Raw genomic sequence first — 15331 nt, 5'->3', positions numbered from 1 at the left:
CGTGGCACGTGTACGACCGTGCTCATATCGGGCGCGAGGGGGAGAAAGACGTATGGAGCCCGTTGGGTCTTTGGTGGGCGAGGAGCCGGAGCGCCGTCGGGGGGTGGATCGGTACGAGCCGGGGGAAGGCTGTCTGACGCGGCTGGTCCGGTTGCCGGTGCGCGTGGTCGTACTGGTGCTCGTGGTGCCGGTGCGCATCGTATGGGATGGGCTCGCCGCCTGCGGCCGGGCGCTGTACCGCGGCGTGCTGCGTCCCGTGGGGCGTGGATTGTCCTGGCTGGGGCACGTTCTGGTCGTTGTGCCGCTGGCCTGGGTGTACCGCTGGATTCTCACGCCGGCCGGGCACGGCGTCGCCTGGACCGCGCGGGCTTTCGGCGCGGTGCTGGCCTGGCTGGGCAAGGCGGTTTTCTACTGGCCCTGGGTCGCTCTGTGGCGGTATGTGGTGGTGCCGGTCGGCGTGGCGATCGGGGTGGCCGTGGCCTGGCTGGTGCGCTGCCTGGTGGTGGTGCCGGCGCTTTGGGTCTACCGCTGGGTCCTCACGCCGGTCGGGCACGCGTTCAGGTGGCTCGGCGGTGGCTTCGCCCGGCTGGTGCGCGGGCTGGGCGCGGGGCTGGCCTGGCTCGGCCGTCACCTGGTCGTGCTGCCCGCCCAGTGGTTCTACCGGCACGTGATGACGCCCGCTGGGCGCGGCATCGCCTGGGTGGTCCGCGGACTCGGGGCCGCCGTCGCCGCACTCGTACGGTGGACGGTCGTCGTGCCGGCCGTCGCGGTGTGGCGTCACGTCCTGGCTCCCGTGGGCCGGGCGGTCGGCACCGCCGTGACGGTCGTGGCGCGCGAGACCGGCGCCGCGTTCGCGCACTGCTGGCGGGTGGCCGGGTACGTCTCCCGGGCCGTCGGCCGGTTCCTCGGCACACTCCTGCGGTGGATCTTCGTCGAGCCGTTCCGCTGGGTGTACCGCACGGTCCTCACGCCCGTCGGCCACGCCGTCCGCGACGGTCTGTGGCGCCCGGTGCGCACCGCGGCGCGGGCGGCGGGCCGCTCCGTGCGCCGGGCGCTGGGTGCCGCCCGGCTCTCCGTCCGGCAGACCCGCGCGGAGCTCCGGCGGGCGCTGTTCGGGGCGCCGCGGCAGCCGGAGCGCCCCGCGGTGCCGGAGCCCCGGCGGGAACCGGCGGTACCGCAGGCACGTACTCTAGGTAAGACGTCCGGGCGCGACGTGTCCCCGCCTCCGCGGGGGTGACGTCCGGCAGCGCCCTCACACCAAGGAGAAGTAACACTGGGCAAGCGACAGCCCGAAGGCCCGCCGCCCGCACCGGCGGTGCAGCGCATCCGACTGCGCTACACCAAGCGCGGCCGCCTCCGGTTCACCAGCCACCGCGACTTCCAGCGCGCTTTCGAGCGGGCGCTGCGCCGCGCCGAGGTCCCCATGGCCTATTCGGCGGGCTTCACCCCGCACCCCAAGGTGTCGTACGCCAACGCCGCGCCGACCGGTACCGGCAGCGAGGCCGAGTACCTGGAGATCCAGCTCACCGAGCGCCGCGACCCGGCACCGCTCAAGGAGCTGCTGAACGAGTCGCTGCCGACCGGTCTGGACATCACCGACGCGGTGGAGGCCCACACCTCCGGGCTCGCCGACCGGCTCCAGGCGTCGGTGTGGGAGCTGCGCCTCGACGGGGTCGAGCCCGCCGACGCGGCGCACGCCGTGGAGCTCTTCCTCGCCGCGGAGGAGGTGCAGGTCGAACGCCGTACGAAGAACGGCATGCGGACCTTCGACGCGCGGGGCGCGGTCGCCCGCCTCGAAGCCGCCGCCCCCGAGGGCGATAGGCCGGACGGCAAAGCCTGTGCGATACTGCGGCTGGTTGTTCGGCATTTGACACCTGCCGTACGACCCGACGACGTCCTGTCCGGCCTCCGAGCTGCGGCCGACCTGGCGCCGCCGGTCCCCGCTGCGGTGACCAGGCTGGCGCAGGGGCTGCTCGATGAGGAGACCGGCGCGGTGACCGACCCGCTCGCGCCCGACCGCGATGCTGCCGAGGCCGGCTCGACAACGGCCGCCGGCTGAGTGCCGCGAGGCGCCGGACGGTCCTGCGTAGGACCGCCGTCGTCGCGTCGCCGATCAACCAGGGAGCCACCCCGGTCCGGCAGACGCACTGACCAGGAGACTTTCGCCGGTCCCCGACAGCCGGGCCCGGCGAGCGAGACGACAGCTCCCGTGCGGCGCCCGCGCCCCGGAGCGTGGCACCGCGCATCACGCGGGCCGCGTCCGGAACCAGGCGTGGCGCCCGGGAGCGTGACGGGAGAACCGCCCGCATGCTCGAACCCATTGAGCCCAACGAACCCAGCGGCCCTTCGGAACAGACGTCCGAGGGCAGCACCCCCAGCGACACGCTGCCGCCGCGCCGCCGTCGCCGCGCCGCCTCGCGGCCGGCCGGACCGCCGGTCACCGCGACGGCGGACGCGTCCGCCGAGAGCGCGGTGCCCGCGGACAGCGGTACGGCCGTGAGCGCCGCGCAGGACGCCGACAGTGCCGCTTCCGCGGTCGTGACCGGCGAGGACGCCAAGCCCGCCCGTACGCGCCGCCGTGCCACCCGTAAGGCCACCGCGCCCGCGGGCTCCCCGGAGCCGGCCGAGGCCGCGCAGCCCGCCGCCGAGGCGCCGGCCGCCGCACAGCCCGCCGCGCAGGCGTCGGAAGAGCCGCAGGCCGCCGAGGACGAGGCGCCCCGCGCCCGGCCGCGCCGCCGCGCCACCCGCCGTGCCTCCGCACCGGCGGGCTCCCCGACCGCCGGGGCGCCGGAGGCCGCGCCGCAGGCCGCCGGTGAGGACACCGCGCCCGCCGCCGTATCCGAGCAGTCCGCCGCGCCGGAGCAGCCGGCCGCGTCCGAGGACGCCAAGCCCGCCCGTACGCGCCGCCGCGCCACCCGCAAGGCCACCGCCCCGGCCGGTTCGCCGCAGAGCGCCGCCGAGCCGCAGAGCGCGCAGGCGCCTGCGGAGGCCGTGACCGAGGACGAGGACGCGGACGAGAACGCGGAGACCGCGACCGCCGAGGCCCCGGAGGCGGCGCCCGCCGCGCCGGCCGGGGACACCAAGCCCGCCCGTTCCCGCCGCCGCGCCACCCGCAAGGCCACCGCCCCCGCCGGCTCCCCGCAGGCCGGCGAAGCCGAGGAGGCCGCCGAGAAGCCGGCCGAGCCCGCCGCCGAGTCCGGCTCCGGTGACGCGCCGCGCCGCCGCGCCCGCCGCCGTGGCGAGCGCGCCGAAGCCGCGCAGCAGGAGCAGCCAGCGGCCGAGGTGCGTACCGAGGAAGCGGCCGCGCCGGAGGAGCCCGCCCGTGGCGGCCGCCGCCGCGACCGGCGCCCGCCGACCGCCGTCTTCCAGGCGCCGGTCTTCACCGAGCCCATGTTCCAGACGCCGGAGACCGCTGCCGCCGCGGCGGCAGCCGCAGCCGAGCAGCAGGCCGCCGAGGAGCCCGCCGCCGAGCCGGACGAGCAGCCCGCGGCCGGCAGCCGCCGCCGTCGCCGCAGGGGCGCCGCCGAGGCCGAGCAGCAGCAGCCCGCCGCCGAGCAGCAGCCCGTCCAGAGCGTCCAGGACGCCCAGGACGACGACGAGGACGACACCGAGGACGAGCGCGGCGAGGCCGCGCAGGGCGACGAGGAGTCGGGCGACCGCCCGTCCCGCCGTCGCCGTCGCGGCGGTCGCCGCCGTCGCCGTGGCGAGGCCGCGGACGGCAGCGACGAGCAGGCCGGCGAGGAGCAGTCCGACGACGGGCAGCAGGAAGCGGCGGAGGAGCCGGCCGAGCAGGCCGCGCCCGCCGACGAGGACGACGACCAGCAGGGCGGCGGCTCCAGCAGCAGCCGCCGGCGCCGTCGCCGCCGCCGTCGCAGCGGCGACCTCGGTGACGGGGACGCCGCCCAGGGCGGCGACGACCCGGAGCGCACGGTCGTCAAGGTCCGCGAGCCCCGCAAGAAGGACGAGCCGTCCGACGAGGTCCAGTCCATCAAGGGCTCGACGCGCCTGGAGGCCAAGAAGCAGCGCCGCCGCGAGGGCCGCGAGCAGGGCCGCCGCCGGGTGCCGATCATCACCGAGGCGGAGTTCCTGGCCCGCCGCGAGGCCGTCGAGCGCGTCATGGTCGTCCGCCAGAGTGGCGAGCGCACCCAGATCGGCGTCCTTGAGGACAACGTGCTCGTGGAGCACTTCGTCAACAAGGAGCAGTCGACGTCGTACGTCGGCAACGTCTACCTCGGCAAGGTGCAGAACGTCCTGCCGTCGATGGAGGCCGCCTTCGTCGACATCGGCAAGGGCCGCAACGCCGTGCTGTACGCGGGCGAGGTCAACTTCGAGGCGCTCGGCATGGCCAACGGGCCGCGCCGCATCGAGACCGCGTTGAAGTCCGGCCAGTCCGTGCTGGTGCAGGTCACCAAGGACCCGATCGGCCACAAGGGCGCCCGCCTGACCAGCCAGGTCTCACTGCCGGGCCGCTACCTGGTCTACGTGCCCGAGGGCTCGATGACCGGCATCAGCCGCAAGCTGCCGGACACCGAGCGGGCGCGCCTGAAGCAGATCCTCAAAAAGATCGTCCCCGAGGACGCGGGCGTCATCGTCCGTACCGCCGCCGAGGGCGCCAGCGAGGACGAGCTGCGCCGCGACGTGGAGCGCCTGCAGGCGCAGTGGGAGGAGATCCAGAAGAAGGCCAAGGCGAGCTCCACCAGCTCGCCGAGCCTGCTGTACGGCGAGCCGGACATGACCGTCCGCGTCGTGCGCGACATCTTCAACGAGGACTTCTCCAAGGTCATCGTCAGCGGTGACGACGCCTGGGAGACCATCCACGGCTATGTCTCGCACGTCGCGCCTGACCTGGTCGACCGCCTCCAGAAGTGGACCTCGGACGTCGACGTCTTCGCGACGTACCGCATCGACGAGCAGCTGATGAAGGCGCTGGACCGCAAGGTCTGGCTGCCCTCGGGCGGGTCGCTGGTGATCGACAAGACCGAGGCCATGGTCGTGATCGACGTCAACACCGGCAAGTTCACCGGCCAGGGCGGCAACCTCGAAGAGACCGTGACCAGGAACAACCTGGAGGCGGCCGAGGAGATCGTGCGCCAGCTGCGGCTGCGCGACCTGGGCGGCATCGTCGTCATCGACTTCATCGACATGGTGCTGGAGTCCAACCGGGACCTGGTGCTGCGGCGGATGCTGGAGTGCCTGGGCCGCGACCGTACGAAGCACCAGGTCGCCGAGGTCACCTCGCTGGGCCTGGTGCAGATGACCCGCAAGCGGGTCGGCCAGGGCCTGCTGGAGTCCTTCTCCGAGCCGTGTGTGCACTGCAACGGCCGCGGCGTCATCGTCCACATGGACCAGCCGTCCTCGGTCGGCGGCGGTGGCGGCGGCAAGCGCAAGAAGAAGGGCAAGTCCGGCGCTGCCCAGGACCACCAGCACCACGACCACCAGCACCAGGACGAGCAGCCGGAAGCGGAGGCCGCGCGGGCCGACGAGCACCCGGAGCTGGAGCCGGTCGCGGTGACCGAGGCCGAGCTGCAGCCCGCGGTGGCCGACACCGACGAGTGGTTCGGCAGCCCGGCGGAGGCCGAGGCGGCGGCCGGTGGCGTACGCGGCCGTGGCCGTCGTCGCGCCAGCCGCAAGGTGTCCGCCCCGGCGGGCGCGCCCAAGGCGTCCGAGGCCGCCGCGATCGTGGTGGAGGCCGCCGAGCCCGCGCCGGTCGCCGAGCCGGAGCCCGTCGCGGCGCCGGAGCCGGCCGCCGAGCCCGCGCCGGCCCGTCCGCGCCGCCGTGCGACCCGTAAGGCGTCCGCGCCCGCGGGTTCGCCCAAGCCCGCTGAGGACGCGGAGCAGGCCGCTGCCGAGGCGAGTGCCCCGGTGGTGGAGGCCGCGCCCGAGCCGGTCGCGGAGCCCGTTGCCGAGCCGGTCGCCGAGGCTGCTGCCGAGGTGCCCGCCGACGTCGCCGAGGCAGCGCCGGTCGCGGAGGAGGCCGCCGAGGCGGCGCCCGCCAAGAAGACCGCGGCGAAGAAGACGGCCAAGAAGGCGACCGCCAAGAAGACGGCGGCGAAGAAGACGACCACGGCCAAGAAGACGGCGGCGAAGAAGACCACCACCGCCAAGAAGGCCACGGCGAAGAAGACCACCACGAAGAAGGTCACGACGAAGAAGGCGGCGGCCAAGAAGACCGCCGCCGCCGAGCAGGCCCCGGCCTCGTCGGTGTCCGCTTCGACGGAGGACTGAGGCCGGACCGTGCCCCGGGCCGTACGCGGCCCGGGGCCGGTTTGACCCCCCGGTCAAGGCCCCGTAACCTTGGCCGTCGGCGTGTGTAAGTACGCCAAACCACTGAGCAAACACCTCCCGGCCCGCCGGGAGAGGCCGCTCGTCCCTCGGATTCCACGGGATCGTCACGAACCCGTGTGAGCGGCTGGCATCAGAGGTCCCGTTCCTAGCGAGAGAGAGTTCCGCGTGTACGCGATCGTGCGCACCGGCGGCCGTCAGCAGAAGGTTGCTGTCGGCGACGTCATCGAGGTAGACCGCATTTCCACCAGCAAGGTCGGCGACTCCGTCGAGCTCTCCACGCTGCTGGTCGTCGACGGTGACGCGGTCACCAGCGACCCGTGGGTCCTGGCGGGCGTGAAGGTCCAGGCCGAGGTTGTCGACCACCACAAGGGCGACAAGATCCGGATCCAGAAGTACAAGAACAAGACCGGTTACAAGAAGCGGATCGGCCACCGCCAGCTGCACACGGCGCTGAAGATCACCGGCATCGACGCTCCGGCGAAGTAAGGGACTGAGGAGACATGGCACACAAGAAGGGCGCATCGTCCACTCGGAACGGTCGCGATTCCAACGCTCAGCGGCTCGGCGTGAAGCGCTTCGGCGGTCAGGCCGTCAACGCCGGTGAGATCCTGGTCCGCCAGCGCGGCACCCACTTCCACCCGGGCACGGGCGTCGGCCGCGGCGGCGACGACACCCTGTTCGCCCTGGACGCGGGCGCGGTGCAGTTCGGCACCCACCGTGGCCGCAAGGTCGTGAACATCGTCCCGATCGCCGAGTGACCCACCACTTCGGTATCGAGCGATAGCTCGGCAGCACCACTCCGAGGGCGGACCGCCTCTCCCCGCAGTAAGCGGGAAGGCCGGTCCGCCCTTGGCGTGTTAGTACAGAGACATTCCCGTCGTATCTGGAGGCACCCCACCATGACCACCTTCGTGGACCGCGTCGAGCTGCACGTCGCCGCGGGTAACGGAGGCCACGGCGTGGCCTCCGTCATGCGCGAGAAGTTCAAGCCGCTCGGCGGACCGGACGGCGGCAACGGCGGCCGCGGCGGCGACGTGATCCTGGTCGTCGACCAGGACGTCACCACGCTCCTCGAATACCACCACCACCCGCACCGCAAGGCCACCAACGGCCAGCCGGGCGCCGGCGACCACCGCGCCGGCAAGAACGGCCAGGACCTGGTGCTGCCGGTCCCGGACGGCACCGTCGTCCTGGACCGCGCGGGCAACGTGCTCGCCGACATGGTCGGCCAGGGCACCACCTTCGTCGCCGGCCAGGGCGGCCGCGGCGGCCTCGGCAACGCCGCGCTGGCCTCCGCCCGCCGCAAGGCCCCCGGCTTCGCGCTGCTCGGCGAGCCCGGCGAGGCCCGCGACATCGTGCTGGAGCTCAAGACCGTCGCGGACGTCGCGCTGGTCGGCTACCCGAGCGCCGGCAAGTCCTCGCTCATCTCGGTGCTCTCGGCCGCCAAGCCGAAGATCGCCGACTACCCCTTCACCACCCTGGTGCCCAACCTGGGCGTGGTGACGGCCGGTTCGACCGTCTACACCATCGCGGACGTGCCGGGCCTGATCCCCGGCGCCAGCCAGGGCAAGGGCCTCGGCCTGGAGTTCCTGCGGCACGTGGAGCGCTGCGAGGTGCTCGTGCACGTCCTGGACACCGCGACCCTGGAGTCCGACCGTGACCCGGTCTCCGACCTGGACGTCATCGAGGCGGAGCTGGCGCAGTACGGCGGCCTGGACAACCGGCCGCGGGTGGTCGTCCTCAACAAGATCGACATCCCGGACGGGCAGGACCTGGCCGACATGATCCGCCCCGACCTGGAGGAGCGCGGCTACCGCGTCTTCGAGGTCTCGGCCGTCGCCCGTACCGGCTTGAAGGAGCTGTCGTACGCGCTGGCCGGCATCGTCGCCGAGGCCCGCGCCGCCAAGCCCGTCCAGGAGGCCACCCGCATCGTCATCCGCCCGAAGGCCGTGGACGACGCGGGCTTCACGGTCACCCCGGAGGGCGAGGGCTTCTTCCGTGTCCGCGGCGAGAAGCCCGAACGGTGGGTGCGCCAGACCGACTTCAACAACGACGAGGCCGTCGGCTACCTCGCCGACCGCCTCAACCGCCTCGGCGTCGAGGACGAGCTGCGCAAGGTCGGCGCGCACGCCGGCGACGGCATCGCGATCGGTCCCGAGGACAACGCGGTCGTCTTCGACTGGGAGCCGATGATGGCCGCGGGCGCGGAAATGCTCGGCCGCCGCGGTGAGGACCACCGCATGGAGGCGCCGCGCCCCGCCGCGCAGCGCCGCCGGGACCGCGAGGCCGCCCGCGACGAGGCGGAAGGCGAGTACCAGGACTTCCGCCCGTTCTGACGCGCGGACACGCGTAGGCGGCAGGCCCCCGGGAACAACCGGGGGCCTGCCGCGTTGCCGGGGCCTCCCGGCAGCCCGCGCGGGGCTCCGCCGGGCGCCGGGCCGCCCCGCTGCCGTAGATTTGCGGACGTACGGAAACACCCGTACGGAATCTCCCGTACGCGGCGGTGACAGGCGAGCACAGGGGTACGCAGGTGGCAGGCGCAAGGCAGGACGTGACGGACGCCCGCAGGATCGTGGTCAAGGTCGGTTCGTCCTCGCTGACCACGGCGAGCGGCGGCCTGGACGCGGACCGGGTGGACGCACTGGTGGACGTGCTGGCCAAGCACCAGGACAAGGAGATCGTGCTGGTCTCCTCCGGCGCCATCGCGGCCGGCCTGGCGCCGCTGGGCCTGGACAGGCGGCCCCGCGACCTGGCCCGGCAGCAGGCCGCCGCCAGCGTCGGCCAGGGCCTGCTGGTCGCCCGCTACACCGCCTCCTTCGCGCGCTACGGACGCCGCGTCGGCCAGGTCCTGCTCACCTCCGACGACACCAGCCGCCGCGCCCACTACCGCAACGCCTTCCGCACGCTGGACCAGCTGCTCGCCATGGGCGCCGTGCCGATCGTCAACGAGAACGACACCGTCGCCACCGACGAGATCCGCTTCGGCGACAACGACCGGCTGGCGGCCCTGGTCGCCCACCTCGTACGCGCCGACCTGCTCGTCCTGCTGTCGGACGTGGACGGCCTCTACGACGGCGACCCCAGCACCCCCGGCACCTCCCGCATAGCCGAGGTACGCGGCCCCGGCGACCTGGAGGGCATCTCGATCGGCAGCGCGGGCCGCGCCGGCGTCGGCACCGGCGGCATGGTCACCAAGGTCGAGGCGGCCCGGATCGCCGCCGCGGCCGGCATCCCGGTCGTGCTGACCTCCGCCGTACACGCCGCCGACGCCCTGGCCGGCGGCCCCACCGGCACCCACTTCCTGCGCACCGGCCGGCGCTCCGCCGACCGGCTGCTGTGGCTCGCGCACGCCTCCACGCCGCGCGGTGCGCTCGTCCTGGACGACGGGGCCGTCCAGGCGGTGGTCGAACGGCACTCCTCGCTGCTGCCGGCGGGCATCGCCGCGGTCGAAGGGGAGTTCAGCGCGGGCGACCCGGTCGAACTGCGGGACACCGAAGGCCGGGCCGTCGCGCGCGGTCTGGTCAACTTCGACGCGCGGGAGGTGCCGCGGCTGATCGGCCGCTCCACCCGGGACCTCGCCCGCGAGCTGGGCCCGGCGTACGAGCGCGAGGTCGTGCACCGCGACGATCTGGTCGTATTGCACCACTGACGGCCGTCACAACCAGAAAGCAAGTGGGGAGAAAGGTCCAAAGACCAGCCTTTCCACGGAGACCTTCTCGAAAACGGCCCCGCGACGGCCCGCGGGCTGGTCAACTTTGTTGCGGGGACGCCGTCAGGGGAGCGCCGTCCGCGGCGCGCGAGCGCGCGCCACACCACAGCGGTGCCGGACCACTGCCGGGCAGCGCCGGCGACCAGGGGCCCGGAGCAGCGCGTCCCGCGGTGACCCGGAGCGGCCCGCACGCGGCGGCGCGTCCGGCAGCGTTCCGGCACCAGCGAAGGCAGACAGCACCGATCGGCTCCGCCCCCGCGCGAGCGGAGCGATACGCATAACAGGAGGCCGCCGGTGAGACGAGGGCGCCCAGGGGCGCTGTCCCGAGGGACGGCGGAGCGCACACTGACCAGCGTCGGGACCGCGGGGCCGGCCGGCGGGACCGGGCCCGAGGACCGTGCGGGGCCGAGCGGAACGGTGCACGAGCGGCCGGCGGCGGACCGGCACGAGGCGTCGCGGCTCTGGCATGTCACCCTCAGCGTCTCGGGGGCCGAAGCCCCCTTGCAGGAGGTCCGGCGGGCGCTCGAACAGCTCGCGCACGACCACCCCTTCCTGCTGACCAGCCGCTACGCGAACGACCACGCCGAGATCCGCTACTGGGAAGAGGCCCGGGACCTGCACGACGCGGCGGCGGTCGCGCTGCGCCTGTGGGGCGAGCACCGCTCCACGGCCGGACTGCCGCCGTGGGAGATCGTCGGCCTGGAGGTCATCGGCCGGGAGACGTACCACCAGCGCGTCGCGGAGGGGTACGGCCCGCCGCCCGCCTCGCCGGTGGGGGTGCACCCGTATTGAGACGGTAGGGGAGCACCCGCGCCGAGGGCCCGTGTACGGGACCCGGCGGGCCCGTACCGGCAGGTCCGCGTCCCGCGGGTTGGAACGCGGCGCGGCCGCGGCCCGCCGCCCGGTTACGCTTTCCGCCATGACCAGCGAATCAGCGCACTCCTCACCCGTCATCGAGACCGCCCGGCGCGCCAAGGAGGCGGCGGCCGTCCTGGCGCCGCAGCCGCGCACCGCGCGCGACGGCGCGCTGCTCGCCATCGCCGACGCCCTGGTGGCCCGCACGGAGGAAATCGTCGCCGCCAATGCCGGGGACGTCGCCAAGGCCAGGGCCGCCGGCACCGGCGAGTCCCTCGTGGACCGGCTCACGCTGACCCCCGAGCGGGTCACGGCGATGGCCGCCGACGTCCGCGACGTGGTGGCGCTGCCCGACCCGGTGGGCGAGGTGGTGCGCGGTTCGACGCTGCCCAACGGCCTGGACCTGCGGCAGGTCCGCGTCCCGCTGGGCGTCGTCGGGATCATCTACGAGGCGCGGCCGAACGTGACCGTGGACGCCGCGGCGCTGTGCCTCAAGGCGGGCAACGCGGTGCTGCTGCGCGGCTCGTCCTCCGCCTACGCCACGAACAGCGTCCTCGTCGAGGTGCTGCGGGACGCCGTCGCGAGCGTCGGGCTGCCCGCCGACGTCGTCCAGCTGGTGCCGGGCGAGAGCCGGGACTCGGTGCGCGAGCTGATGCGGGCGCGCGGCCTGGTCGACGTGCTGATCCCGCGCGGCGGCGCCTCGCTGATCCGTACGGTCGTCGAGGAGTCCACGGTCCCGGTGATCGAGACCGGCACCGGCAACTGCCACGTCTACGTGGACGAGCACGCCGACGTCGACATGGCCCTGGACATTCTGATCAACTCCAAGGCGCAGCGGCCGAGCGTGTGCAACGCCGCCGAAACGGTGCTGGTGCACGCCGGCATCGCCGAGACGTTCCTGCCGCGGGCCCTGGAGGCGCTGACCCAGGCCGGGGTGATCGTGCACGGCGACACCGCCTGGCAGCAGGCCGGGCCCGGCCTGGTCGCGCCCGCCACGGACGAGGACTGGGCGGCCGAGTACCTCTCGTACGACATCGCGGCGGCCGTCGTGCAGGACCTGGACGCGGCGGTCGCGCACATCCGGCGCTGGTCCTCCGGCCACACCGAGGCGATCGTCACCACCTCGCAGGCCGCCGCCCGCCGCTTCACCCAGCTCGTCGACTCCACCACGGTCGCGGTCAACGCCTCCACCCGCTTCACGGACGGCAGCCAGTTCGGGTTCGGCGCCGAGATCGGCATCTCGACGCAGAAGCTGCACGCCCGCGGGCCGATGGGCCTGCCGGAGCTGACCTCGACGAAGTACGTCGTCACGGGGGACGGGCACACGCGCTGAGCAACCGCGGGCCGCGGTCGCGGCCCGCGGCCGAATTCCCCTACTCCCTGCCCGGATCGGGCGGCCGGGGTTAGTCTGGACGGGTGCCGGACGACGTGGGGGGCAAGCCGTTCCCGGACGGCGAGGAGCCCGACGAGCACAGTCAGCCGAGCCACGGGGCAGCGGACGAGGACTTCGCCTCCGTGGCCTTCGACGAGGACTTCGTACGGGCCGCGCGCTTCCACGAACCGACCGCGGTGGAGCGGATGCTGGCCGCCGCACAGGCCCGCGCCGAAGCCGACGCGGCCCGCGCCCGCCGCGGGTACGGCGCCGACCCCGACGGCACCGGCGACTCGGCGCCGGACGTGCCGGGCCGCGCCGCCGGCCGCCGGTTCGGCCGCGGCCACGGCGCCGACCCCGACGCGTACGGCCCCTATGGCCCGTACGGCGGTGCCCTGCGCCCGTATCGCGGCAGCCTCCGCTGGCACCGCCCGGTGGCCTGGCTGCTCGCCGTCGTCATGGGCATCGGCCTGGTCGCGCTCGCCTTCTCCGCGGTCTACCGCGGCGCGTCCGGCGGGCGCCCCCAGAACCCGACGCCACCGCCCGCGACCAGCGGCGTGGACGGCGTGCCGCCGGCCCGGTCCAGCGTCCTGCCGTCGGCGTCCGCTTCCGTCGAGTCGGAGCCGCCGCCCGCGGCGGCCACGCCGCGCGCCCGCTGACCGCTTCCGTGCGCCGGGTGATGCGCCCCGAGCCGCCGCAAGTGGGTGGCGCGGCTCCGTAAAAGTACGCGCAACTTGTCCCGTACCAGGGCGTTTACCGACGGCTCAGCGGACCTACTCTTGTGGTATGGCCGGTGCTGGTGACCCTCCCGAAGGGACCCCCGAGGGCGCCGCGGGAGGCGGAGAGGACGAATACCGATCCGTCGTCTTCGACGAATCGTTCGTACGGGCTGCACGTCTCCAGGAGTACTCCGCGAGGGAGCGCATGGGCGACCACGCACGGGCCGTACGGACCCGGCACGCCTGGGCGCGGCTCGGCGGCGCCCGGCAGGCCGTCCTCCTCGTCGTGCTGATCGTGATCGCCTTCGGCACCGCGATCTACATGGGCATCCGCCATCCGTACAAGCCGCCCGAGCCGATGGCGGCCGAGCCGCTCGAAGCCACGGTCGTGCCGCTGGCGCCGACCGGCGCCGTACCGGGCGGGAAACCGGCCGACCTCTTCGCGCGCAGCCCCGCCGCGCAGTACCGGATCGGCGCGGCGGGCGTCAACCTGCCCGCCGTCCAACGGACCGAGCACTTCTCCGAGGGCCAGGTCGTCGCCGCCCTGTCCCTCGTCAAGGACTACCTCGTCCGCTCCTCGATCGACCCGGCCACCCTGACGGGCGGGGCCGTACGGCCGGTGGGGCTGCTCCTGACCCCCGGCCAACTCGACCAGTTCGACCGGAGCCTGGCGCACCCGGCCGACGACGGGCGGCACGCCGCCACCGGCTGGCTGCTCCGCTTCGACCCCGCCCAGGTGGCGCTGGCCGACCCCAACGTGCGGGTCAGCGGCACCCTTTCGGTCGCCGAGGCCGGCCCGGACGCCCTGGAGGTGACCGCCGACTTCACCTTCGCCTACGCGCTGCGCCCGGCCACCGCCAAGAGCGGCGAGGCCCAACAGGCCGCGACCGCCTCGCTGTTCACCGTCCGCCGCGAGATGAGCTTCCGCGTCCGGCGCGACGACCTGGACGACCACCGCCTGGAGGTGCTGGAGAGCAACCTCCAGGCGGGGCCGATGTCCTGCTCCGCCGACGCGGCGGGCGTGCTGCGCCCGCTGCTCGCCGGGCAGCGCGCCTCGGGCGACGGGCCGCAGGGCACCGACCCGTACGCCCGCGGCCGGTCGAACACGGGGCTGTGCGGGAAGCTGGCGGCTACTTCCCAGCCGGGCCAGGTCCCTCCGGCCCGTTAGCGCCGCCCGACCCGTTGGCACCGTCCGTCCCGTTGGCGCCTTCCGTGCCACCGCCCGGCCGGGAACCGCCGCGGAAGACCGTGTCGCGCAGCTTGCCGCCGAGGTCGCCCGCGCCGCCGGCTATGTCGCGCACCAGGCCCATCAGCGGGTCCTTGCTGTTGCGCACCGACTCCGCGTAGTGCGCGGCGGACTCGCGGAAGGAGTCCGAGACCGAGGCGTCCTTGTCCTCGTCCCTGCGCGGGTAGTGGCCGTCCATGATGCGCTGGTAGTCGCGGCTGGCCGCCCACTTCTTCAGCTCGGCCGCCCGCACGGTGGTGAACGGGTGGCTGCGCGGCAGCATGTTCAGGATCTTGAGCACGGAGTCGCGCAGGTCGCCGCCCGCCTCGTACTCCTCGGCCTGCTTGAGGAACGCGTCCACATTCATCTCGTGCAGGTGGTTGCCGCCGGCCAGCTTCATCAGGCCGCGCATGGATGCCTGCAGGTCCTGCCCGACCAGCAGCCCCGCCCGGTCCGCCGACAGCTCCGACTTGCGGAACCACTCGCGCAGCGCCGTCACTATCGCCATGATCGCGACGTTGCCGAGCGGAATCCAGGCGATCTTGAGCGCCAGGTTCGTCAGGAACAGCAGGATCGTGCGGTACACGGCGTGGCCGGACAGCGCGTGGCCGACCTCGTGGCCGATGACCGCGCGCATCTCCTCCTCGTCGAGCAGCTCGACGAGGCCGGTGGTCAGGACGATGATCGGCTCGTCCAGGCCGATGCACATGGCGTTCGGCACCGGGTCCTGGTTGACGTACATCGGCGGGACCTTGTCCAGGTCCAGGATGTAACAGGCGTCCCGCAGCATGTCGTTGAGGTGCGCGAACTGCTGGTCGCCGACCCGCACCGAGTCCGACAGGAAGAGCAGCCGCAGGCTGCGCTCCGGCAGCAGGCCGCTCAGCGTCTTGAAGACGGTGTCGAACCCGCTCAGCTTGCGCAGGGCCACGAGCGCGGAGCGGTCCGCGGGGTGCTCGTAGGCGCGGGAAGAGATCCCGGGGAACCGCCTGCGGTCCCGGCTCGGTACGCGCTCGCTGCCGCCTGGGCTCTCCGTCATTGGGGCCTCCCCCTGTTCGACTGCGTGTGATTCAGACTAGAGGACGCCGCTGACAGCCATTTGGATGCTCAGGCGTACGCTGGCGAGCGCACCAGGGCCGCACATGCCCACATGCCCGTACAAAGGGAGC

General features: G+C 73.9%; 12 protein-coding genes. 11 read left to right on the top strand and 1 reads right to left on the bottom strand.

What is annotated here, in order from left to right:
* Positions 1-52 precede the first annotated feature (52 nt).
* The 11 genes from ACH4OW_RS12815 to ACH4OW_RS12765 all read left to right on the top strand — a co-directional run bounded on the left by ACH4OW_RS12815 (position 53) and on the right by ACH4OW_RS12765 (position 14108).
* On the top strand, positions 53-1237 hold the full coding sequence (locus ACH4OW_RS12815) for a hypothetical protein (protein ID WP_398027279.1): 1185 nt from the start codon (positions 53-55) through the stop codon (positions 1235-1237).
* A 78-nt stretch (positions 1238-1315) separates the two neighbouring features.
* Positions 1316-2059, top strand: a complete 744-nt coding sequence (locus ACH4OW_RS12810) for a TIGR03936 family radical SAM-associated protein (protein WP_398027277.1) — start codon at positions 1316-1318, stop codon at positions 2057-2059.
* Between the two features lie 248 nt (positions 2060-2307).
* Positions 2308-6225 (top strand): Rne/Rng family ribonuclease, encoded by a 3918-nt coding sequence (locus ACH4OW_RS12805; protein WP_398027275.1) that lies wholly within the window; start codon positions 2308-2310, stop codon positions 6223-6225.
* A 225-nt stretch (positions 6226-6450) separates the two neighbouring features.
* Complete coding sequence (gene rplU / locus ACH4OW_RS12800) at positions 6451-6771, top strand: 50S ribosomal protein L21 (RefSeq protein WP_360122475.1); 321 nt, start codon at positions 6451-6453, stop codon at positions 6769-6771.
* A gap of 14 nt (positions 6772-6785) precedes the next feature.
* Positions 6786-7043 (top strand): 50S ribosomal protein L27, encoded by a 258-nt coding sequence (gene rpmA / locus ACH4OW_RS12795; RefSeq protein ID WP_360122472.1) that lies wholly within the window; start codon positions 6786-6788, stop codon positions 7041-7043.
* Between the two features lie 141 nt (positions 7044-7184).
* Positions 7185-8621 (top strand): GTPase ObgE, encoded by a 1437-nt coding sequence (gene obgE, locus ACH4OW_RS12790; RefSeq protein ID WP_360122469.1) that lies wholly within the window; start codon positions 7185-7187, stop codon positions 8619-8621.
* Positions 8622-8836: 215 nt separating this feature from the next.
* The gene (gene proB, locus ACH4OW_RS12785; RefSeq protein WP_398027646.1) at positions 8837-9934 is read left to right on the top strand and encodes a glutamate 5-kinase; all 1098 of its coding nucleotides are present in this window, start codon (positions 8837-8839) and stop codon (positions 9932-9934) included.
* Positions 9935-10288: 354 nt separating this feature from the next.
* Positions 10289-10786 carry a hypothetical protein gene (locus tag ACH4OW_RS12780; RefSeq protein WP_360122463.1) on the top strand — a complete coding sequence of 166 codons (498 nt, stop codon included), beginning with the start codon at positions 10289-10291 and terminating at the stop codon, positions 10784-10786.
* A gap of 127 nt (positions 10787-10913) precedes the next feature.
* Positions 10914-12182, top strand: coding sequence for a glutamate-5-semialdehyde dehydrogenase (locus ACH4OW_RS12775; RefSeq protein WP_398027272.1), 1269 nt, complete (start codon positions 10914-10916; stop codon positions 12180-12182).
* Positions 12183-12265: 83 nt separating this feature from the next.
* The gene (locus ACH4OW_RS12770; RefSeq protein WP_398027270.1) at positions 12266-12880 is read left to right on the top strand and encodes a hypothetical protein; all 615 of its coding nucleotides are present in this window, start codon (positions 12266-12268) and stop codon (positions 12878-12880) included.
* A 127-nt stretch (positions 12881-13007) separates the two neighbouring features.
* A complete protein-coding gene (locus tag ACH4OW_RS12765) occupies positions 13008-14108 on the top strand; it encodes a hypothetical protein (RefSeq protein ID WP_398027268.1) in 1101 nt (366 codons plus the stop codon).
* Here the strand turns inward: ACH4OW_RS12765 and ACH4OW_RS12760 are convergent.
* On the bottom strand, positions 14071-15201 hold the full coding sequence (locus ACH4OW_RS12760; RefSeq protein ID WP_398027266.1) for a M48 family metallopeptidase: 1131 nt from the start codon (positions 15199-15201) through the stop codon (positions 14071-14073). The two genes, ACH4OW_RS12765 and ACH4OW_RS12760, sit on opposite strands and share 38 nt — an antisense overlap.
* Positions 15202-15331: the final 130 nt, after the last annotated feature.

Origin of the sequence: Streptomyces sp. NPDC017056 (assembly GCF_044332485.1) — a bacterium.
Classification (GTDB): domain Bacteria; phylum Actinomycetota; class Actinomycetes; order Streptomycetales; family Streptomycetaceae; genus Streptomyces.
The sequence above is the reverse complement of the archived record's forward strand: the minus strand, read 5'-3'. Positions and strand labels throughout refer to the sequence as shown.